19 protein-coding genes are annotated in these 20,170 nt (G+C 56.1%); 16 read left to right on the top strand and 3 right to left on the bottom strand.

Going from position 1 to position 20,170, the window contains the following annotated elements; genetic code table 11:
• Position 1 precedes the first annotated feature (1 nt).
• Positions 2 to 487 carry a tripartite tricarboxylate transporter TctB family protein gene (locus ACOOFE_RS05040; RefSeq protein WP_420413943.1) on the bottom strand — a complete coding sequence of 162 codons (486 nt, stop codon included), beginning with the start codon at positions 485 to 487 and terminating at the stop codon, positions 2 to 4.
• A gap of 115 nt (positions 488 to 602) precedes the next feature.
• The gene (locus tag ACOOFE_RS05045; RefSeq protein ID WP_420413944.1) at positions 603 to 1,586 is read right to left on the bottom strand and encodes a Bug family tripartite tricarboxylate transporter substrate binding protein; all 984 of its coding nucleotides are present in this window, start codon (positions 1,584 to 1,586) and stop codon (positions 603 to 605) included.
• A 173-nt stretch (positions 1,587 to 1,759) separates the two neighbouring features.
• Between ACOOFE_RS05045 and ACOOFE_RS05050 the strand changes: the two genes are divergently transcribed.
• From ACOOFE_RS05050 to ACOOFE_RS05120, 15 genes are all read left to right on the top strand, one after another.
• Positions 1,760 to 2,713 carry a LysR family transcriptional regulator gene (locus ACOOFE_RS05050; protein ID WP_420413945.1) on the top strand — a complete coding sequence of 318 codons (954 nt, stop codon included), beginning with the start codon at positions 1,760 to 1,762 and terminating at the stop codon, positions 2,711 to 2,713.
• A gap of 490 nt (positions 2,714 to 3,203) precedes the next feature.
• Entirely contained in the window at positions 3,204 to 4,226 is a 1,023-nt protein-coding gene (locus ACOOFE_RS05055) for a TRAP transporter substrate-binding protein (protein WP_420413946.1), read from the top strand.
• Between the two features lie 60 nt (positions 4,227 to 4,286).
• Positions 4,287 to 4,790: a TRAP transporter small permease gene (locus ACOOFE_RS05060; RefSeq protein ID WP_420413947.1), complete on the top strand. Its 504-nt coding sequence runs from the start codon at positions 4,287 to 4,289 to the stop codon at positions 4,788 to 4,790.
• Complete coding sequence (locus ACOOFE_RS05065) at positions 4,787 to 6,100, top strand: TRAP transporter large permease (RefSeq protein ID WP_420413948.1); 1,314 nt, start codon at positions 4,787 to 4,789, stop codon at positions 6,098 to 6,100. The genes ACOOFE_RS05060 and ACOOFE_RS05065 overlap by 4 nt, the downstream gene beginning before the upstream one ends.
• 91 nt (positions 6,101 to 6,191) lie before the next feature.
• On the top strand, positions 6,192 to 6,668 hold the full coding sequence (locus ACOOFE_RS05070) for a MarR family winged helix-turn-helix transcriptional regulator (RefSeq protein WP_420413949.1): 477 nt from the start codon (positions 6,192 to 6,194) through the stop codon (positions 6,666 to 6,668).
• A gap of 76 nt (positions 6,669 to 6,744) precedes the next feature.
• Positions 6,745 to 8,910 carry a thiamine pyrophosphate-dependent enzyme gene (locus ACOOFE_RS05075; RefSeq protein ID WP_420413950.1) on the top strand — a complete coding sequence of 722 codons (2,166 nt, stop codon included), beginning with the start codon at positions 6,745 to 6,747 and terminating at the stop codon, positions 8,908 to 8,910.
• Positions 8,907 to 10,448 (top strand): indolepyruvate oxidoreductase subunit beta family protein, encoded by a 1,542-nt coding sequence (locus ACOOFE_RS05080; RefSeq protein ID WP_420413951.1) that lies wholly within the window; start codon positions 8,907 to 8,909, stop codon positions 10,446 to 10,448. Before ACOOFE_RS05075 ends, ACOOFE_RS05080 begins: the two co-directional genes overlap by 4 nt.
• Positions 10,449 to 10,478: 30 nt before the next feature.
• Complete coding sequence (locus ACOOFE_RS05085) at positions 10,479 to 11,420, top strand: PDR/VanB family oxidoreductase (RefSeq protein ID WP_420413952.1); 942 nt, start codon at positions 10,479 to 10,481, stop codon at positions 11,418 to 11,420.
• An 11-nt stretch (positions 11,421 to 11,431) separates the two neighbouring features.
• Positions 11,432 to 12,778, top strand: coding sequence for an aromatic ring-hydroxylating dioxygenase subunit alpha (locus tag ACOOFE_RS05090; protein ID WP_420413953.1), 1,347 nt, complete (start codon positions 11,432 to 11,434; stop codon positions 12,776 to 12,778).
• Positions 12,775 to 13,251, top strand: a complete 477-nt coding sequence (locus tag ACOOFE_RS05095) for an aromatic-ring-hydroxylating dioxygenase subunit beta (protein WP_420413954.1) — start codon at positions 12,775 to 12,777, stop codon at positions 13,249 to 13,251. Before ACOOFE_RS05090 ends, ACOOFE_RS05095 begins: the two co-directional genes overlap by 4 nt.
• Positions 13,248 to 14,873, top strand: a complete 1,626-nt coding sequence (locus tag ACOOFE_RS05100; protein WP_420413955.1) for an AMP-binding protein — start codon at positions 13,248 to 13,250, stop codon at positions 14,871 to 14,873. Before ACOOFE_RS05095 ends, ACOOFE_RS05100 begins: the two co-directional genes overlap by 4 nt.
• A complete protein-coding gene (locus ACOOFE_RS05105; protein ID WP_420413956.1) occupies positions 14,870 to 16,045 on the top strand; it encodes a thiolase family protein in 1,176 nt (391 codons plus the stop codon). The genes ACOOFE_RS05100 and ACOOFE_RS05105 overlap by 4 nt, the downstream gene beginning before the upstream one ends.
• Positions 16,042 to 17,295, top strand: coding sequence for an SDR family NAD(P)-dependent oxidoreductase (locus ACOOFE_RS05110; protein WP_420413957.1), 1,254 nt, complete (start codon positions 16,042 to 16,044; stop codon positions 17,293 to 17,295). The genes ACOOFE_RS05105 and ACOOFE_RS05110 overlap by 4 nt, the downstream gene beginning before the upstream one ends.
• Positions 17,295 to 18,074: a cyclase family protein gene (locus ACOOFE_RS05115; protein ID WP_420413958.1), complete on the top strand. Its 780-nt coding sequence runs from the start codon at positions 17,295 to 17,297 to the stop codon at positions 18,072 to 18,074. Before ACOOFE_RS05110 ends, ACOOFE_RS05115 begins: the two co-directional genes overlap by 1 nt.
• A complete protein-coding gene (locus ACOOFE_RS05120; protein WP_420413959.1) occupies positions 18,071 to 18,796 on the top strand; it encodes an SDR family oxidoreductase in 726 nt (241 codons plus the stop codon). The genes ACOOFE_RS05115 and ACOOFE_RS05120 overlap by 4 nt, the downstream gene beginning before the upstream one ends.
• A 48-nt stretch (positions 18,797 to 18,844) precedes the next feature.
• On the opposite strand, the gene ACOOFE_RS05125 is transcribed toward ACOOFE_RS05120, so the two are convergent.
• Positions 18,845 to 19,141, bottom strand: coding sequence for a hypothetical protein (locus ACOOFE_RS05125; protein WP_420413960.1), 297 nt, complete (start codon positions 19,139 to 19,141; stop codon positions 18,845 to 18,847).
• Positions 19,142 to 19,256: 115 nt separating this feature from the next.
• Here ACOOFE_RS05125 and ACOOFE_RS05130 point away from each other — a divergent pair, with 115 nt between their 5' ends.
• Positions 19,257 to 20,159: a LysR family transcriptional regulator gene (locus ACOOFE_RS05130; RefSeq protein ID WP_420413961.1), complete on the top strand. Its 903-nt coding sequence runs from the start codon at positions 19,257 to 19,259 to the stop codon at positions 20,157 to 20,159.
• The last annotated feature ends 11 nt before the right edge of the window (positions 20,160 to 20,170 follow it).

A 20,170-nucleotide genomic window follows, 5' to 3' on the forward strand; every position in this document is an offset into this window, starting at 1 on the left:
GTTAGTAAACCCTCAGAATTTCGCCTTCCGGCAGCAATACGCCGAGCAATTGAGTGAAGATCGCCCACATGCCGACCACGAAAAACAGCGAGATGGCAGCGTGAAGGGCAAGTTGTTTGGGCTTCCAGCCGCCGAGCACATTCAATGTGAGGAACACATAGACGAGGCCGCCCAGCAACATGCCGGCAACCGGCATTGAAACCAGGAATAATAAGAAGAGTGAAAAGCAGATGATCGGATTACGATTATGATCCCACAAACCGCGCAGGCTTGGTTTTTCCTCAGTTTTCGTGTCCACGACGACCCGCTGTGACTGGACCAGAAGCAAAGCTGAGAGCAGGGTCAGGGGCACCAGAATGATGCGGGGCCACAATGCTGGAGACATCTGCCCGAACATAGCTTCGGGCAGATTCATGGATGCAATGAACATCACGGCGCAAAGCAGCAGAAAGAAGACCGCAACGAGGGTGTCTCGGTTGAAAGCCATACCGGGTATCCAGGATGATTGGGACCAGGAGCCGAAGGACCACGACCTTGATATTGACGTGGCCCACCGACATTTCAGGAAAAGACTTGTTGGTGTTGTTTCAAGTCCAACCTAGTTACTGAAAACGGCCAACTTTGAGAGCTTTTGCAGCATCCAGGAACTCGGTTTCGGTTCCCTTCCACCAATTGGCGTATTCATCCGCACCGAGATAGACCACAGATGTACCCTTGGCCGCCTGCGCGTCGACAAACTCCTTGTCTTCGGTCGGCTTCTTGAAAACATTGGCCCAGTACTCGACGATCTCTGGCGGTGTGCCCTTCGGCAGCATGACACCGCGTGTCAGCGAGTAGGTCATGTCGACGCCAAGTTCTTTTAAGGTCGGAACATCCGGGATCAGTTGATTGCGCTCATCGGCTGCAATAGCAAATGCCTTCAGTTTCCCATCGCCGCGCTGGGTCCGGGCCGCGGCCATGTTGATGCCGCCGAGATCAATGGACCCGTTGAGAAGGCCTGTAATTCGGCCGGCTGTTCCGCCTTGGAACGGCACATACTGAAAATCAGTTCCTGTCTTGGCGCCAAGCATGATCCAGAGGAAATGGCTTGTTGCACCCATAGAGACGCCTGTTGGTATCTCGCCTGGTTTTGCCTTGGCCGCAGCCAGCATTCCCTCGAGATCTTCGTATTCAACATGCCCGCCAGCGCCGATGATTTCGGGCGTATCTGTCAACATGGCGACAGGTTCAAATCCATCCCAACTGAAGTCAGTCACTCCATTGATGTAATTCACGACCAGATGCTGGTGAATTGCAAAAAGGGTACACCCGTCCGGTTTGGCGGCATGGGCTTCCTTGGCGCCCTTTGCTCCGCCCTGTCCTGGAACAGTCACGACCTTCACCTTGACCGGCGCATCAGATGCTTCGATGGCTTTTTCAAAAATGCCGAAGATCACACTTGTGCCCCCGCCAGCGCCCCATGGCACCACCAGCTTCGCTGTCGAGCAAGGCAGTTCAACAGCCTGTGCAGTTCCAGATGTCCCGAGCACAACAGCCGCCATCATCGCGGCTCCACCCAAGAGTGTACGAACGAGCTTCCTATTCATTGACGTCCTCCCAAAAGTCGTCAGCCAACGCGCTATAGGCGGAAATCGATATTATCGATCTTTTTTGATAATTTTCTACTTTATGGCCGTTAGCTAATTTTTATCAGTTTAATTGCGCTCGCCGGATAAACAATATAGAGATAGAGAACACTTTGTTGCATGAGGGAAACAATATGGATCCGGAACTGCTGACCGATATGGCGGTCTTTGCGGCGGTCGTGGAGCAAAACGGCTTCACCACAGCTGCTGAAACGCTCAATATGTCGAAATCAAATGTCAGTCGCAGAATTTCAGCGCTCGAAGAAAGGCTAAACCTCAAGCTGATCCATCGAACCACTCGGAAAATTGGTGTTACGGAAAGTGGCCGGCTCTACTACGAGTACTGTGCCCGGCTTGTTGCTGAAGGTCGTGCTGCCGATGCCGCAATGATGGCTATGACATCGTCACCAAGCGGGCTGCTGAACATCAGCCTGCCAGAAACCCTGGGTCGCTCGTTTATTCTACCGCTGCTTCCCAAGTTTTTGGAAAATCACCCCAACATTCGACTCAATGTCACCTTCTGCAACAGAAAAGTCGACCTGATTGAAGAACGTTGCGACGTAGCTGTTCGAAAGGGCGCGATCGAAGACGATACCTTGTGTGCTGTCCCATTGGGCGCATCGAGTCAGTATCTGTTTGCAGCTCCGGCCTACCTAAAAACCAGCGATGTTATCCAAAATCCTTCTGATCTAGAACAGCATGCCTTTATCGCTAGTCGGACAGGCTTCGGGCCTATGAAGGTAGATTTGCGCGAAATGAGTGAGGTGGTTTCAGTTACGCTGCTTCCGCGTATCGGAGTTCGCGACCATGAGGCGGTTTTGAGTCTTGCTCTTGCCGGCATGGGGGTTGCGCTCTTGCCAGCTTGGTTGGCACGTGAACATGTTGTGTCTGGAGAGTTGGAGGAGGTTCTGCCGAAATGGCGAGGTCCTTCGGTCGACTTCAATGCGGTATTTCATCCTCATCGCGGAATGGCACCCAGCTTGCGGGTCTTCATTGATTTTCTAAAGGTTCAATTTAAAGCGCATAGGCCATTGGAAGATGGAGTAATGATCGCCTCGCGCCCGCCGCGCTTAACAGTCGTAAACTAGCTGGCATGCCTGTGTGACCAGGATATTTAGTCGGCTGGAATGAGAATGAACGCTGATAGAGAGAAAGAGGTCGGGGGCGATACTGGGATTTGCCCAGAGTAATCTAAGGGCCCCAGGCTTTCATTTTCTGCTGCTGTTCGAATTGGGCGTGCAACAGCTTCCTGTTCCTCGCATGTTTGCACTTTGGATTGAAGAGCATCTCGACGAAGGCGAGCATCTCTCGTGGCGAAATTTTACGACTTTTGAGGGTATTCTATCGCACCTTTTCCCGTTTGAAATCGTCACTGATTTTGCTCGCGCCGACTATTGGCTCGTTACCTGAAAAACAAAAAAGAGGAGGTCTGCTTATGTCGCAGGTTCGTATATGGACAAATAATATGAAAAATCATATAACTTTTCAATTCGCATCACAAGCAAGGTCAATCAGATAGAAAAATGCGAGTGAACTGCCGGAAGGGGACCGGTACAGCGACCGACAATTGGAGGAATCATGAACAAGTTTGCGAAATTGCTGACGACCGCTGCATTATGCTTCGGCGCCACGGCCGGTGTGGCGGTGGCAGAAACCAAGCTGACCATTTCGACCTGGCTGCCGCCAAAACATTCAATCAACACCGGAATGTTCGAAGGGTTGATCGACATGATGGAAGAGGCCACCGGGGGTGAAGTTACCGGTGAGCTGAAGCACGGTCTGGCGCCGCCGCCGGCTCAGATGGATTTGATCATGGATGGCGCTGCCGATATTGCCATCATCTTCCACGGCTATCAGCCGGGGCGTTTTGTCGGCACCAAACTGATCGAACTGCCAGGATATGAAGGGAACGCTGAAGCGGCGTCTGTCGCCTATTGGCGTGTGCACGAAGCGCATTTGGCTAAGCTGGGTGAACACCGCGGTGTCAAGGTGATTTCACTGAATACCCATGGGCCTGGCCAGATGCACTCAAATGCCGAAGTGACCGAGCTGGCGCAGCTGAACGGCATGAAAATGCGCATTGGCGGCGGCGTCGCCGGCGATGTCGGCGCAGCTCTTGGTGTAAAGGGCATTCGCGTCCCTGGTCCGAAGGTCTACGAAACTCTTGCCTCCAATGCAGCCGATGGCGTTGCGATTTCGATCGAAAGCCGGGTCGGTTTCAAACTCACCGAAGTGGCTAAAAACGTCTATCAGATGCCCGGTGGCTTTTATCGTGGGTCCTTCGCGGTGATCATGAGTCAGGAAGCGTTTGACGCGCTGCCGGAAGACGCGCAAAAGGCGCTGGACGAAAAGGTCTTTGGGGAACCGGCAAGCCGGATGATGGGCAAGGTCTGGGATGACGCGGACGCCAAGGGTGTTGCCGCCACTCAGGCTGCCGAAGACAACGCGATCCATGTCGCCAATGAGGCCGATCAGGCGGCATTCGCCAAGATCGCCGAAGAGGTGACTGCAAAGGTTTTGGCCGAATTGGAAACTGCGGGCGTCGACGCTCAGGCAGCTCACGATATGGTCAAATCTGAGATGGCCAAGTCCGGCTCGTAAATGTTCATCGGGGCGGCCATTTACTGAGTGGCCGTCCCGTTGCATCCCAAAGGCTTTTCGATGCTCAGTCTATCCAATCTCTTCCGAGCAGCGGCGATGCTGCCGGTCTTCGTGGCTGCCTGTTCTCTATTTTTCCTGATGGTTTTGACCTTCTGTGACGTAATCCTGCGATCCGTCTTCAATGCGCCAATTGAAGCGGCGACGGAGCTGACCCGGATGTCCATGGCAATCACCGTTTTTGCCGTCATGCCTGTGGTTTCCGGTGCTGGGAAGCATATTTACGTCGACCTCTTGGACGGTTTCTTTTACCGCCTGCGCCTGAACCGTGTGCGTGACGCGCTGATCTGCCTTGGGTGCGGAGCTATGCTGTGGTGGCCAGCCAGCCGTGTCGTGGTTTTGGCTGAGCGTGCACGGTCCTACGGGGATATGACTGAGTATCTAAGTATCCCAGTATTCTACATGACCTGGTTCATCGCAATCATGACATACGCGACAATGGTGGTCCTTATTCTGCGTGGACTGGCCATCATTTTTGCCCCTCAGTTCCTGGAGAGCGAAAAATGATCGAAGGACTGATCGGGTTCGCCTGCGTGCTCGTGCTCGTTCTTGTGCGTGTTCCCATAGCCTTTGCGATGGGCTTTGTTGGAATGATCGGCTATATGCTCGAAAACAGCTATCGCGGCTCGATTTCAATGGTGTCGCGTTTGATCATCGATACCAGCCAGGATTATGGCCTGTCGGTCGTGCCCTTGTTCATCTTGATGGGCTTGTTCGTGAACAAGGGCGGCATCAGCAAGGAGCTGTATGCCGCCGCCAACGCCTTCATGGGGCACCTCAAAGGTGGGCTGGCTATGGCGACGATCGTGGCCTGCGGCGGCTTCGCCGCGATTTCCGGTTCATCACTTGCAACCGCGGCGACCATGGCGAAAGTCGCCATGCCCGAGATGCGCCGCTTCAATTACAGCGACCAACTATCGACCGCGTCGATTGCAGCCGGCGGCACGCTTGGGATCCTGATCCCGCCCTCGGTGATCTTGGTAATTTATGGAATTCTGACAGAAACCTCGATCGGGAAACTGTTCATTGCAGGCGTGATCCCGGGCCTAATGGGCATTCTGTTTTATCTCGCAGCGGTGAAGTATTCCGTAATGCGCCGTCCGGAGGCGGGTCCTGCAGGGCCGCGCACCAACTGGGACGGGCGGCTTTCCGCACTTAAAGGCGTTTGGGCGGTTTTGCTTCTGTTCTTTCTGGTGATCGGGGGCTTGTATGGTGTGCTGGATTTCTGGCCGCTGAACCTGACGTTCTCGCCGACCGAGGCGGCTGGAATGGGCGCTATGGGAGCGTTTCTAATCGCGCTGGCGCGGGGTCGGCTCACCATGAGCGATACGTTCGAGGTTTTGAGAGAAACAGCGATTACATCAGCGTCTCTGTTTGCGGTGCTGATCGGCGCGCACATCTTTTCTAATTTCGTCAACATCGCCGGTCTGCCCGAGGCTCTGTTGGAGCTGGTTACCAGCAACAACTTGAGTCCGTGGATGGTGATGGCTGTGATTTTGATGATCTACATCGCCTTGGGGTGTGTGTTTGAATCCCTATCGATGCTCTTGCTTACGGTTCCGATCTTCTTTCCGCTCGTAACGTCTCTGGGTTTTGATCCGGTGTGGTTCGGCGTCATCGTGGTTGTTGTGACAGAGATCAGTCTGATCACGCCGCCGGTGGGGTTGAACGTATTCGTTTTGAGGGCTGTGGTCGGCAATGTAAGCACCGGAACTATTTTTAGAGGAGTAACGCCATTTTGGATGATGGATATCCTGCGGTTGGCCTTGCTCCTGGGGTTTCCCGCGCTGGCCTTGTACTTGCCGTCGCAGATGTGAGAACCCCATGCAATTTATGCTGCGGTATCAAATCACGAAGCAGTTTATTTGAAGATGAGGCTGGTCTGATGTCATTCCATACGGAAACGCAATGAAATCATCGAGCCCGAATGGCAGAGAAGGTGGATCAGAGTATAACAAGCTCTGGAACATGGCGTCCTATCTCATCAACCGCATTTCACATCGGTACAACAAGAATGTGCACGGTGAGCTGAAGGCGATTGGTCTGACGACTTTGAATGTCCGGATCGTTGCGTGCCTGAAAACATTCGAGCAGCTGACGATCAACGAACTCTGTGTTCACGCAATCGCCGAACAGCCAACGATGAGCCGGGCCCTCGATCGTCTGGAGCAGGAGGGGCTGGTGTCTCGCGTGATCCGGGATGATGACGGCCGTTCTCGCGTGGTACAGCTCACACCAAAAGGTGCGGCCATGTATGTCGATATCATGCCGGTTTTAAGGGGCGCCAATGAGGACTTGTTAGCCGCTTTGGACCCGGATGAGCGCGCCCAGTTCATGAGTTTGCTGACCCGGGTTCTGAAGCAAATTCGAGAAAACCCAATTTGAATTGAGCGGGCGAATGTTCTTGCAAAGGTTGCGTGAAACACGTTATATGAAAAATCATATAAAATGATTGAGACCCATGGCTGAAAGATCCTTCAAAACAGAGGTGCAGCACCTGAGGAAAGGCGAAGGCGAGGAATTCGCCGGTGAGGGCATCCTTGCCATCACCAAGGCCCTTCTTGAGAACGGTGTCGGATATGTTGGCGGCTACCAAGGTTCGCCGATCAGCCATCTCATGGATGTGCTCTCAGATGCTCAGGACGTTCTGGAGGAGCTCGGCGTTCATTTTGAATCCAGTGCATCCGAGGCGACTGCGGCAGCTATGCTGGCCGCATCAGTTCATTATCCGATCCGCGGTGCGGTTACCTTCAAGTCCACTGTTGGCACCAATGTCGCCTCCGATGCACTGGCCAACCTGGCGTCCGGCGGCGTCACAGGCGGGGCGTTGGTTATAGTCGGGGAAGACTACGGCGAGGGGTCTTCTATTATGCAGGAGCGCAGCCACGCTTTTGCGATGAAGAGCCAGATCTGGTTACTCGATCCACGTCCCAACTTACCGTCCATCGTGAAATCGGTGGGCGATGGTTTCCGGCTGTCCGAACAATCCAATACACCTGTGATGCTGCAAGTGCGGATACGCTCTTGTCATCTGCGCGGCTCTTTCACTGCAGCCGATAACGTTGCCCCTGCAATGACCGTTGGGGACGCACTGGAAGCACCCAGCCGTGATGTGAACCGGATTGTCCTGCCGCCTGCTTCCTTCCTGCACGAACAGGAAAAAATCGAAAAACGCATCCCGGCGGCCAAGAAGTTTATTGCCGACGAGAAACTCAATGAACTGTTTGGAGATGCTACCGGAAAGGTTGGCATTATCCTTCAGGGCGGCATGTACAATGGCGTCATCCGGGCGCTTCAGCGTTTGGGTCTTGCGGGGATGAGCGGTCAGACGGACATTCCGCTTTATGTATTGAACGTGGTCTATCCGCTGGTCGAAGACGAGGTGCTGGCGTTTGCAGAGGGCAAAGACGCGGTTCTGATCGTTGAAGAGGGCTATCCTGATTTCTTAGAGCAGAACATTCGCGCGATCTTGCACAAGGCTGGCAAGACAGTGCAGGTCGATGGAAAGGGCGACGCCCGCTTTCCGGCTGCCGGAGAATTGACCGGCGCCATTATGTATGACGCCATCTCGGGATTCCTGCGCGACCATGGTCGTGATCTGCTGCCCGCCATCGGACGGGCGCCGAACCGGCCGCCCGCGTTGCGCGACGACCGGCTTGACCGGAATGTACCGGCGCGTCCGCCAGGCTTCTGCGTCGGGTGTCCCGAGCGCCCGATTTTCGCGGCGACCAAATTGGTGCAGGACGACCTTGGCGAGCATCAGATCGCCAGCGATATCGGCTGCCACCTGTTTTCCATCAATGCGCCCTTCAATATCGGCGGCACGACGATGGGCTACGGGCTTGGGCCAGCCTCAAACTCGGCCTTTAACGTGAAGGGGGCGAGCAAGCGCTCGATCGCTTTTATCGGTGACGGCGGCTTCTGGCACAACGGGTTGACCAGCTCGATCGGCAACGCGGTTTACAATGACAATGACGGTGTGATCGTGATTGTCGATAACTTCTATACGTCGGCAACTGGCGGACAGGATCTGTTGTCGTCGCGGGCCAACAGCAATAACCGCAACACCCAGAACCCGATCAGCAAGGCGGTTGAAGGCATTGGAGCAAAATGGGTTCGGCAGATTGACCGCACCTATGACGTCGGCCTGATGCGCGATACGTTGCACGAGGCGCTGACCACCAGGGAAACCGGCCCCAAAGTCATTATTGCCTCCTCGGAGTGTATGTTGAACCGGCAGCGCCGCGAAAAGCCGGCCAAGAGGAAGGCCTTAGACGAGGGTAAGCGTATGCTGCGCACCCGGTTTGGTGTGGATGAGGATGTGTGTACCGGCGATCATTCGTGCATACGCCTGTCGGGCTGCCCGTCGCTGTCCGTAAAAGACCTGGATGATCCCTTGCGTGATGATCCGGTGGCCGCGATTGATGCCAATTGCGTGGGCTGTGGCAACTGTGGCGAAGTTGCTGATGCTGCGGTGTTGTGCCCGTCCTTCTACCAGGCCGATCTTGTCCAGAACCCTAGCCGGTTCGACATTTTTTTTAGCCGTATGCGTCAAGCCGTCATCGGCTTTTTGCAAAGCCGCCGCCAGGCGCGCAGGCTCAGCTTTTCCAGTGAGGCGTCGTCATGAACGTTTCGGAAAGGCTCGAAAACAATCTGGTGCAGGCAGATACGTCCTCATCCATTCTCAAGCTCGCCATTCACGCCGTTGGCGGGCAGGGCGGCGGCGTTTTGTCCAACTGGGTGGCCGACCTCGCAGAACTTGGCGGTTATGATGCGCAGGTCACTTCCGTTGCCGGTGTCGCGCAGCGCACCGGGGCCACGATTTATTATGTAGAGATGGCTCCAAAATCGGGCGCCAAGGCCGTTTTTGCACTCTCGCCCACGCCCGGAGACGTCGATGTGCTGATCGCGTCGGAATTGATGGAGGCCGGACGCGCTCTGCAACGCGGCTTTGTCACGCCCGATCGAACCACGATGATTGCCTCCAGCCACCGCATCCTTGCCGTGTCGGAGAAACAAACACCGGGTGACGGGCGTGGCGACAGCGCCGAAGTCCGCGGCAGCCTCGTGTCAGGAGCGAAGGACCTGATTTGTTTCGACATGGAGAAGCTGGCCCTTGAGAATGGTAGCGTGATTTCCTCGAGCTTGTTTGGTGGGTTGGCGCGCAGCAAGGCGCTGCCCTTCCCGGCGGAACTCTACGAAGAAGTCATCCGCAATTCGGGAAAGGGTGTTGAGGCCAGCTTGCGGTCATTCCGGGCTGCGCTCAATTTCGACGAGGCAGCACCGGTCACCCGCCCGGAAAAGGCCATGCCGAAGGCTGAGGGGCCTCGTCAGCTTCTGTCTGAGTGGGCGGGCTTGGAGCGCCGCGTCGCAGACCTGCCAGAAACCGTGCAAGCCATGGCGCATGCAGGCCTGCGCAAGGTGGTCGACTATCAGGACCTAGCCTATGGTGCTGAGTATTTGGATCATCTCGAAACTGTGTTGGCAGCTGACAGCGCTGAACTGAATCATGCTCTGACCGAATCTGCCGCGAAATATATTGCCAATGCCATGTGCTATGACGACATCATCCGTGTGGCCGATCTGAAAACGCGTGGTACGCGCAGTACCCGTTTGCGTCAGGAGCAGCAGATCCCGGAAGGCGGGATCGTGCAGGTAACCGAGTATTTCCATCCACGCACAGAAGAGCTGATCTCGATCTTGCCGGCCGGGGTCGGGCGCCAGGCTGACGGCAGCCCTTGGATGCAAAAGATACTTGGGAGGGTGGCTGGCAACGGCAAACGCTTGCGGACCGATAAATTGGGCGGCTTTCTGATGTTGTGGCTGGCGGCAGGCCTACGGCCAATGCGCCGCCGCTTGCTGCGCCACGCCACCGAAGCCACGCATCTCGGCCGATTGATGGATACCGCACTAACCGCCGCTAAGACCGACTGCGCGCTTGGTGTTGAAGTCTTCAAATGCCAGCGTCTGATCAAAGGGTACTCGGACACCCATGCTCGAGGGCATTCAAAATTCGACAAAGTGCTCTCCGGACTTGCCTCTTTGTCCGGGCGGACCGACGCAGCAGACTGGCTGCGCCGGTTGCGCGAAGCGGCCCTGCAGGACGAAAACGGCGAGGCGCTTGAGGGTGCCTTGAAAACCATCCAATCTTTCACTGACACCTGAAGCCATCTGCTGAGACGGAAAGCGATCCTGATGCCTGAACTGAAGATCCAACAAATCGACACGGTGACAGACCGGATCAAACTGTTCACGCTGGTGGCTGCAGACGGTAGTGATTTGGCCGCTTATGATGCCGGGGCACATATCGATTTTGATCTCGGCAGCGCCGGCACAAGGTCTTACTCACTAGTGGATTTTGAAACCCGCGCGACTCCTGTTGCTGCCTATCACGTGGCCGTACAAAGAGAAGACGACGGCGACGGCGGCTCGAAGGCGATGCATGCCCTTTCCGTGGGTGATACGGTATCGGTCACGCCTCCCAAGAACGATTTCCATCTACATGTCGGCACCGCTCCGGCACTACTGATTGCAGGTGGGATTGGTGTGACGCCAATCATATCCTTTGCCGCTGAACTGAAATCCCGCGGAGCCCAATTCGCCTTTCATTATGCTGCCCGCGATGCAAGTAACTGCGCGTTTCAAACAGAACTGGAATCGCAATTCGGCGATGCGCTGACGCTGTGGTTCGACGATCAGAAGATGATCGAACTGGATCGGCTCATTGGGGAGGCTCGTCCGGATACCAATATCTATTGCTGCGGCCCCAAGGGCATGATCGAAGCGGTGCGGGAGCGGGCCGAAGCTGCTGGCTTTGCCAAGGAGCAAATCCACTTCGAACTCTTTGCGTCACCCGCCAGCCATGACGGTGATCAGCCATTCGAGGTGGAAATATCCGATGGGCGGGTCTTCTCCGTTCCTGCCGACAAGACCATTGTTGAAGTGCTCGAAGAAAACGGGGTGGACGTCATGTACGACTGCGCGCGCGGCGATTGCGGCATCTGCCAGACAGATGTGGTCAGTGGGACGCCTGACCACCGCGATGTTGTTTTGTCCGATGCCGAACGTGCTTCAGGAGAAATTATGCAAATCTGTGTCAGCCGGGCCAAGTCCGCGCGGCTGGTGCTGGATATCTAGGGAGAGGGATGATGGGCAAATACGCCGATAATCCGGCAGCCGTCGCTGCGCTGGTGGAGGAGCACCAGGTTCATCGCGATACATACATCGACAAAGAGATCTTCGATCTGGAGATGAAGCATCTGTTTCGCAACACGTGGGTGTATGTCGGCCATGACAGTCAGACGCCGAAAAAGGGCGACTACATCACTACGCAAATCGGCGATCAGCCGGTGATCATGGTGCGTCACTCCGACGGTGAGATCTATGTTTTGTTCAACCGCTGTCCACACAAGGGCACAAAGATCGCCATCGACCGGTCAGGAAATACCGGCAAATTCTTCCGCTGCCCGTACCATGCCTGGAGTTTCAAGACGAATGGTTGTCTGCTCGCGATCCCGTTGAAGAAAGGCTATGCCGATACTGGGTTTGACGATAGCGAGGCCAAACAGGGGATGGCGCCCGTCGGCGCGGTCAAAAACTACCGCGGTTTTGTCTTTGCCCGGATCGCCAAGGAGGGCATCAGTTTCGAAGACTATTTCGGCGACGCCATGAGTTCCGTTGACAATATGGTTGACCGGGCGCCTGAACAGCGGCTCGAAGTGGCCGGGCCTCCCCTGCGCTACTATCACAAGTGCAATTGGAAGATGCTGGTCGACAACCAGACCGACACTTGCCACCCGATGGTTGCTCATGAAAGTTCCGCTGGCACGGCTGTCCGTCTGTTCGACGAAGCCAATTGGCCGGAAGACAAACCCAAGCCAATGGCGATGGAAATCATCGCGCCCTTCATGAGCCCCTATGAATTTTTCGAAGAGATGGGCATCCGCACATGGCCGAATGGGCACGGGCACACCGGTGTGCACCACTCCATTCACTCCGACTATTCGCAAACATCGGAATACTGGAACGCGCTGGTCGAGGCCCATGGCGAAGAAAAGGCCAAGGCGGTTCTGGATGAGAACCGGCACAACACCGTTTATTTTCCAAACATTATGATCAAGGGGCCGGTCCAGCAATTGCGGAATTTCATTCCGCTCGGCCCCAACGAGACATTGGTGGAAAGCCATGTGTTCCGTCTTGTTGGTGCACCGGACTATTTGTTGGAACGCACGTCCATGTACAACCGCCTGATCAATGCGCCGACGTCCATTGTTGGTCATGATGATCTGGAGATGTACGAGCGGGCGCAGGAAGGTCTCCATGCGGACGGCATGGAGTGGATCAATATCCAGCGGCTATATCCCGGTGAAGAGAATTTCGACGAAGTCGCCGTGGAGAACGGCACGACGGAGCGCCAGATGCGCAATCAGATGCATGCGTGGAAGAAGTTCATCACCCTGTCGATGGAACAGGCCGCACCGGAGGCCGCAGAATGACTGTAACGCGCGAGGACATCATTGATTTCATCTATGAAGAGGTCCGGATGCTAGATGAGGGCCGGTTTTCCGAATGGCTGGAATTGTGGCTGCCGGAGGGGATCTACTGGATGCCGCTGGATTACAAACAGACGGATCCGACCCTCACGTCTCTGCTCTATGAAGACGACTTCATGCGCAAGCTGCGGGTTGAACGGCTGAACGGCGAGCGGACATTCAGCCAGAAGCCGAAGAGCCGCTGCAGTCATGTCATTCAGCGCCCGTTCGTCGACAAGTTTGACGCAGACGCAGGTGAGTATGAAACCAATACGTCGATGCATTATGTGGAGACGCGGCTAGACGAGCAGTTCTTGCTGGCGCTGACCGCGACGCACGAGCTGAAACTGGTCGACGGCAAGCTACGGATCGCGAACAAGCGGGTTGAGCTGCTGAATTCCGATGCCGCTTTTGGAAACATTCAGCTGCTGCCATGATCCCGCAAGACACACAGACCGTGTATGAGGTGTTCGCCTCTGCCTGCCAAAAATATGGTACCCGCCCGATGCTGAATGTGCTGCCGGAGACGGCAGCAATTTATGGCATCGAGGCTGGCGAAATCTCTTATGCTCAAGCCATGGACCGTGTCGAAACCTGGGTAGGTGCCTTTTCCGAGGCCGGATTTGGCAAGGGCATGCGTGTTGCCTTGTTGCTCGAAAACCGGCCGGATTTTTTTCTGATCTGGCTGGCGCTCAACAAGATTGGTGCCTCGGTGGTGCCGATCAATCCGGATCTCAGGGCGGCTGAACTGGAGTATCTGATCGGGCATGCCGAACCGGCGCTGATCATTACCGTCCAGGCGCGCGTTGGCGAGTTGCAGGCAGCAGCCGATACTGCAAGTGTTGATGTTCAAGCAATTGCGATTGGCGTTGCTGTACCGGCCCCGCGGGCTGATGCTGTTGTGGCGGCGTCTGCAGGCCGGGACTTCGACCGGGAAACGGCGGTTCTTTACACATCCGGGACAACCGGAAATCCAAAGGGTTGCGTGCTGGCCAACAGCTATTTCCTCGAGGTTGGGCGGTGGTACTCCACGCTGGACGGCATCGTGTCGCTGACCGAAGACGGTGAGCGTATGATTACCCCGCTGCCGATTTTCCACATGAACGCCATGGCTTATTCCTTCATGGCGATGATCAGCCTGGGAGGGTGTCTGACCGCGCTCGACCGCTTCCATCCGCGCAGCTGGTGGCAGAATGTTCGCGATAGCAACGCGACCTGTCTTCACTACCTTGGCGTCATGCCGTCCATGCTCATGACGGCCGCGCCATCGCCGGCTGACTGGGACCATTCTGTGCGCTTCGGCTTTGGGGCAGGGGTCGATCCGCAATTGCATGCTGCGTTTGAGGAGCGGTTTGGCTTTCCGCTGACAGAAGCCTGGGCGATGACGGAAACAGGCGCCGGTGCTGTTATCTCAAACCACACCGATGACCGGGTGATTGGCAAGGCCGCACTTGGCCGTGCGCCGGACTTCCTGGATATTCTTCTGGCCGATGACGACGGCAATCCAGTGCCCGAAGGGCAACCGGGCGAGCTTCTCGTGCGCCGCAAGGGCGGTGCTCCACGCCTTGGGTTTTTCAGTGAATACTACAAGAACCCTGAAGCGACTGAAGAGACCTGGGAAAACGGCTGGTTTCACACCGGCGATATTGTGCGGCAAGGCGAGGATGGTTATTTCTTCTTTGTTGATCGCAAGAAGAACGTGATCCGCCGTTCCGGCGAGAACATTGCCGCTGTTGAAGTCGAATCCATTCTGATGCGCCATCCGGAGATCTCAGCTGCTGCGGTGGCGCCGGTGCCTGACCCCATTCGCGGCGACGAAGTGTTTGCCTGCCTGAAAGTTGCCAATCCCGGGGAAGACAAAGCGCAGGAGATCGTGACATGGGCGTTGGGCCAGATGGCCTATTACAAGGTGCCGGGCTACATTGCGTTTGTTGAAAAACTGCCGCTCACTGCGACCCAAAAGATCCAGCGCGCTGAATTGAAAACCATGGCGGCGGCCTTGCTTGATGATATTGGGACCTACAATACGACCAAACTGAAAAAGCGGCAGGTGGCATGAGCCGTAAAAGACAGTCATACGACGGTGTTGCGCTGGTGGCTCCGGTTTCGGTTCCCTATCAGAGGTACTCCATCGAAACCGCCCACTGGTGGATCGCGCGGGCGCTTAAAGGGGCGCTTGATGCTGCGGGGGTGAAGCCTCGTGACCTGGACGGGTTCTCTGTTGCCAGCTTCACATTGTTTCCCGATACCGCAGTTGGTCTCACTCAACATCTGGGCCTCTGCCCGCGCTGGCTGGACCACATCCCGATGGGCGGTGCATCGGGAGTGGTTGCTTTGCGTCGCGCAGCGCGTGCGGTTCAGACCGGTGATGCAGATATCGTGGCGTGTGTTTCCGGCGATACAAACCACATCGACAGCTTCCGCAACATGCTGTCCAGCTTTTCCCGCTTTTCCATGGATGCCAGCTATCCGTATGGCTATGGCGGTCCGAATGCGAACTTCGCTCTTTTGACCGACCGGTACATGCAGGAATATGGCGCGACGCGCGAAGATTTTGGCAAAATCTGTGTCGCCCAAAGGGCCAATGCGCTGAAGAACCCGGGCGCGGTGATGAAAAAGCCTTTGACGCTGGAGCAGTATCTCGGCGCCCGGCCAATCGCCGATCCGATCGCGCTGTTTGACTGCGTCATGCCTTGTGCCGGCTCAGAAGCGTTTCTGGTGATGACAGTCGAAGAAGCCGAAAAACGGGGTCTACGCTACGCCACGATTGGCGGGGCTATTGAACGCCACAACGCCCATGCCGAAGATGCGATCCAGCTGCGCGGTGGCTGGACCTTGGATATTGAAGAGCTTTACCAGCAGGCAGGTTGCTCACCAGAAGACATCGATCTCCTGCAAACCTATGACGATTATCCCGTGATCTCGATGATGCAGATCGAGGATCTGGGGTTTTGTGGTAAGGGGGAGGCCCCGCAGTTCGTGCAAAGTCACGACCTGACGATCGAAGGCAATTTTCCGCACAACACCTCGGGGGGGCAGCTTTCAGGCGGCCAGGCGGGCGCCGCAGGCGGTTTCATCGGGCTGGTTGAGTCTATCCGCCAGGTGACCGGACAAGCTGGCGGAACGCAGGTGGCGAATGCAAAAACGGCGATGGTGTCAGGCTTTGGAATGATCAATTATGACCGTGGTGTCTGTACCAGCGCGGCGATCTTGAAAGGAGCGGGGACGTGACAACACCTTTGGCTCCGCCTCCGAAAAAGAACCCGCAAAAGCGCACGGTCAGCCCGACGAGCCCGCCCGGCGGCCGCAGCCGGGCCTCGCTCGGTTTGAGTGCTGCCGCGGCCGAAGGACGGTTTATGCTCCAGGTCTGTGGTGACTGCGGCGCCGTGCAGTATCCCGCGCGGGACGCTTGCTGTTCTTGTCTGTCGGTTGATCTGCAATGGAAAGATGTTCCGCCCACTGGCGAGCTTCTGGCAGAGACAACGGTCCGCACCTCGACCAATCTTTATTTCCGGGAACGGGCTCCCTGGCGCACCGGATCGGTCAAGCTGGATGTAGGACCGACGGTTGTTTGCCATGTGCACGGCGATGTCGAACCGCGCTCGCGTGTGGTGCTGTGGAACCGGCTCGACCGCTCGGGTCAGGGGGTGATCCTGGCTGTGCCGGAAGAGGCCACCCCAAACATGGAGGACGACCCCCAATTGCGTGCCATCACCTCCGACCCGAAACACCGCCGTGTCTTGATCACAGACGGGCGGAACGCAAATGCCCCGGCTTTAGCAAAAGCGTTGGCAGAAGCTCAGGCCTCGATGATTTTCATTGGCGAGGCTGAAAACTGGCGGCCCAACCCGAACCGCTCTGTCCTCGAGGCGATCCCCGGCGTTGAGATCCTGCCGCTGGATGTGACTGACACCGCATCTGTCCGGGAACTTGCCGGCGAGATTGGCGGCAAAACCGATATCTTGATCAACAATGCCCGATTTATCCGCCCGGGCGGCGTGATGACGCGCGGTGACACTGCGTTTGCCCATGAGGAAATCGAAGTGAACTACATGGGCCTGATGCGTCTGGCGCAGGCCTTTGGCCCGAGCATGTGCGCGCGGACTGCCGACGGCGTGAATGCGTCAGTCGCCTGGGTCAACATCCTGTCGGCGGCTTCCCTAGTCAATGTCGCCGAGTTCGGCAGCTTTTCAGCTTCCAATGCCGCCGCGTTATCGCTCAGTCAGTGCCTACGCGCCGAGTTCCGCCCGAGTGGACTGCGGCTGATGAATGTCTTTGTCGGGCCTACGGAAGATGACTGGCATCAACCGCTGCCGCCGCCCAAGGTGTTGCCGAATGCGATTGCAAGGTCCGTGGTGCAAGGACTGCGTGATGGGCTGGAAGATGTCTATTGCGGGGACGTTGCGAAAGACATGATTGAGCGCTTCCGCGCCGGACCGAAAATTCTTGAGCGCGAAATGACCAGCGGAGAAGGCAACTGATGAGCGTCCTGAAACAGCTCGCGGGAGCGATTGCCGGCGGAACCATTGAAGTGGTTGACCTAACCCATACGCTGGACCCTGATTTTCCGGTCATCATTCTGCCGCCGGAATTTGGCCAATGCGCGCGTTTCCGGATGGAGGAAGTCAGCGCCTATGATCATCGCGGTCCTGCGTGGAAATGGCACAACATCTCCATGTCCGAGCATACCGGCACGCATTTTGATGCGCCCTCGCACTGGATCTCCGGGCGCGACGTGCCCAATGGCGCGGTCGATGAGATCCCGGTTGACCAGTTTACCGGTCCGGTCGTTGTCATCGATTGTTCTAAAGGTGCCTCTGCCGATGAGGATTTTGAGCTGACGCCAGAGGTCATCCAGGCCTGGGAAGCTGTGCATGGGCCGGTGCCCGAAGACAGCTGGGTGCTGATGCGCACCGACTGGTCTAAACGAAGCGGTCAAGACTACCTGAACATGCGCGATGATGGTCCGCATTCTCCCGGTCCGACGCCGGAGGGTATCCGATATTTGGTTGAAACCCGGAAGATACGTGGATTTGGCACCGAAACCGTCGGCACCGACGCAGGGCAGGGCATGCATTATACGCCGCCATATCCTGCGCACTACACGCTTCACGGTGCCGGTAAGTACGGTCTGCAGTGCCTGTGCAATCTCGATCTCTTGCCGCCGACAGGCGCCTTTTTGTTGGCCGCGCCCTTGAAGATCAAGAATGGCACCGGCAGTCCACTGCGCGTAATGGCTCTGGTGGAGAAAAGCTCATGACGGACTACACAGCAGTTATCACGGGCGGCAGTAAAGGCATCGGGCTCGACCTTGCGGAGCGGATGTTGGACCAGGGATACACGGTCATTTCTATCGCCCGGGGGAAGTCGCCGGATGCTCCGAGCGAACTGATCCAGATGTCCGCGGATCTTCTGGACGCTGAGGCAGTGGCCGAAACCGCCCGCGAAATTGCGGACGCTCATGAGGTTACACATTTTGTCCAGAACGCGGGTGTGATCTGGCCGAACCTTCTGGAAGAAGCCAAACCGGCGGACATCACAGGGCTGACCCAATTGCAGCTGGGCTCAGCGCTGACCCTGTTGCAGGCGTTTTTGCCGGCGATGAAGGCGCGCAGCTTTGGCCGCGTGCTGTTCAATGGCTCGCGTGCGGCCCTTGGCGTGCCGACACGAACAGCCTATTCTGCAGCCAAGGCTGGCATGATTGGTATGGCCCGCACCTGGGCATTGGAACTGGCTCCGCACGGGATTACCGTGAACGTGGTCGCGCCGGGACCTGTGCTTACGGACAACTTCTGGGGCATTGTCCCAAAAGGCTCAGAGCGGGAAGCCGAGCTTGCCCAAAAAATGCCAGTTGGACGCCTTGGTACGGTACGAGACGTCTCAAACGCGTTCCTATACTTCGCAGACCCGGAAAATGGCTTTGTTACCGGACAGACCCTTTTTGTCTGTGGTGGAGCAAGTGTTGGCACCCTTTCGCTGTAGTCCGCTATAGGAGAAGGTGCTGTGGGGACACGGTATCTTCACTGGTCCTTATGAGCCGGTGGAAAAGACTTCGGTTCCAAACCCGCTGTTAAAATCGCTGGCCAGTGCCTGAATGCCTTGAGCAAAAGTCTTGAAGAACGGCTGCGACTGGAGAGCCTTTAGAGTCTCTTCAGAGTCCCAGCGGCCGATGTGGACCCGGCGCCCCTCCGGCATGATGAAGACCTGATAGTGGAAGTGACCCTTCAATCTGCTGTCTGCTTCGATAGCGTTCAGAAAATCAGCGATCAGCTGCTGCCAGGTTTCTTCATTTCCAGTGTAAGTGTATTCAACCAATACGTTTTTCATGAGAGATCTCCGTTTTGTGTGTGCCTGAACCATAGGTAAGGCAGAACGAGATATTGTTGAAATTTATTATTTGTATAATCTGATATTGATTGAGATGATATTTTGAGGGCGTTTCGTGGACTACAATCTGTTTCCGGTGTTTGTTGAAATCATGCGCCACCGCAACATTTCCAAAGCGGCTGCCGTTCTCGGCCTGACCCAACCAGCTGCTTCTAATGCACTGGCGCGGTTACGGCATCAGTTCGGTGACCAGCTCTTTATTCGGGCCAGTCGCGGCGTGGTGCCAACCAAATTTGCAACAGATATCGGTCCTGAGATTGAGCAGCATGTTGAACGGCTGAAGGAGTTAACTCAAACGCAAAGCAAACGTCCTGTTGATCTGAAGCAGGTGGTGCGGAACTTTAAGATCGTTGCTCACGACATGGAAGAGTGTCTGATCCTTCCGCTTGTGATTTCAGGTTTTGCTGAGGAAGCACCGAATGTGCGGATCGAGATCAGGCCCTTCAATCGGGTCACTCTGGCAGATGAGCTTGTGGCCGGTCGGGTGGACATTGTCATGGCGTATCTGCGCGACCCTTATAAGAACCTGATCAGCCGGGAACTTTATTTTCAGGATTTCGTTTGTGTGTGTCGAGGTGGTCATTCGGCCGCTGGGCAGCGATTGACCCTGCAGGAATTTGTGAAGCTGCAGCACATGATTGTGTCACCAGAAAAAGGCGGTTTTTCTGGACTTGTTGACGACAAGCTAGCTGAGAAAGGCTTGACCAGGAATGTTCAGGTAAGCGCACCGCATTTTCTTTCGGCCTGCCAGTATGTAGCCGGGACTGATTTTCTACTCACTTTGCCGCGCCAAGTCGCTCTGATGGGGGCGCAGGCATTCGGCCTGCAGGTCTTTGAATTGCCATTCGAGCTGGATGGATTTTCCACGTCGATCCATTGGCACCGGCGTTTGGACAAGGACCCTGAGCATATTGCCTTGCGTGATCTGTTGCAGGAAATTGTTAAAACCAGCCTTTAGGTTAAACTCTC

This window comes from Roseibium sp., assembly GCF_965216085.1.
GTDB lineage: Bacteria > Pseudomonadota > Alphaproteobacteria > Rhizobiales > Stappiaceae > Roseibium.

Coding starts and splice junctions, on each gene's coding strand:
- ACOOFE_RS05040 (WP_420413943.1), bottom strand. CDS start 487: ATGGCTTTCAACCGAGACACCCTCGTTGCGGTCTTCTTTCTGCTGCTT.
- ACOOFE_RS05045 (WP_420413944.1), bottom strand. CDS start 1,586: ATGAATAGGAAGCTCGTTCGTACACTCTTGGGTGGAGCCGCGATGATG.
- ACOOFE_RS05050 (WP_420413945.1), top strand. CDS start 1,760: ATGGATCCGGAACTGCTGACCGATATGGCGGTCTTTGCGGCGGTCGTG.
- ACOOFE_RS05055 (WP_420413946.1), top strand. CDS start 3,204: ATGAACAAGTTTGCGAAATTGCTGACGACCGCTGCATTATGCTTCGGC.
- ACOOFE_RS05060 (WP_420413947.1), top strand. CDS start 4,287: ATGCTCAGTCTATCCAATCTCTTCCGAGCAGCGGCGATGCTGCCGGTC.
- ACOOFE_RS05065 (WP_420413948.1), top strand. CDS start 4,787: ATGATCGAAGGACTGATCGGGTTCGCCTGCGTGCTCGTGCTCGTTCTT.
- ACOOFE_RS05070 (WP_420413949.1), top strand. CDS start 6,192: ATGAAATCATCGAGCCCGAATGGCAGAGAAGGTGGATCAGAGTATAAC.
- ACOOFE_RS05075 (WP_420413950.1), top strand. CDS start 6,745: ATGGCTGAAAGATCCTTCAAAACAGAGGTGCAGCACCTGAGGAAAGGC.
- ACOOFE_RS05080 (WP_420413951.1), top strand. CDS start 8,907: ATGAACGTTTCGGAAAGGCTCGAAAACAATCTGGTGCAGGCAGATACG.
- ACOOFE_RS05085 (WP_420413952.1), top strand. CDS start 10,479: ATGCCTGAACTGAAGATCCAACAAATCGACACGGTGACAGACCGGATC.
- ACOOFE_RS05090 (WP_420413953.1), top strand. CDS start 11,432: ATGGGCAAATACGCCGATAATCCGGCAGCCGTCGCTGCGCTGGTGGAG.
- ACOOFE_RS05095 (WP_420413954.1), top strand. CDS start 12,775: ATGACTGTAACGCGCGAGGACATCATTGATTTCATCTATGAAGAGGTC.
- ACOOFE_RS05100 (WP_420413955.1), top strand. CDS start 13,248: ATGATCCCGCAAGACACACAGACCGTGTATGAGGTGTTCGCCTCTGCC.
- ACOOFE_RS05105 (WP_420413956.1), top strand. CDS start 14,870: ATGAGCCGTAAAAGACAGTCATACGACGGTGTTGCGCTGGTGGCTCCG.
- ACOOFE_RS05115 (WP_420413958.1), top strand. CDS start 17,295: ATGAGCGTCCTGAAACAGCTCGCGGGAGCGATTGCCGGCGGAACCATT.
- ACOOFE_RS05120 (WP_420413959.1), top strand. CDS start 18,071: ATGACGGACTACACAGCAGTTATCACGGGCGGCAGTAAAGGCATCGGG.
- ACOOFE_RS05125 (WP_420413960.1), bottom strand. CDS start 19,141: ATGAAAAACGTATTGGTTGAATACACTTACACTGGAAATGAAGAAACC.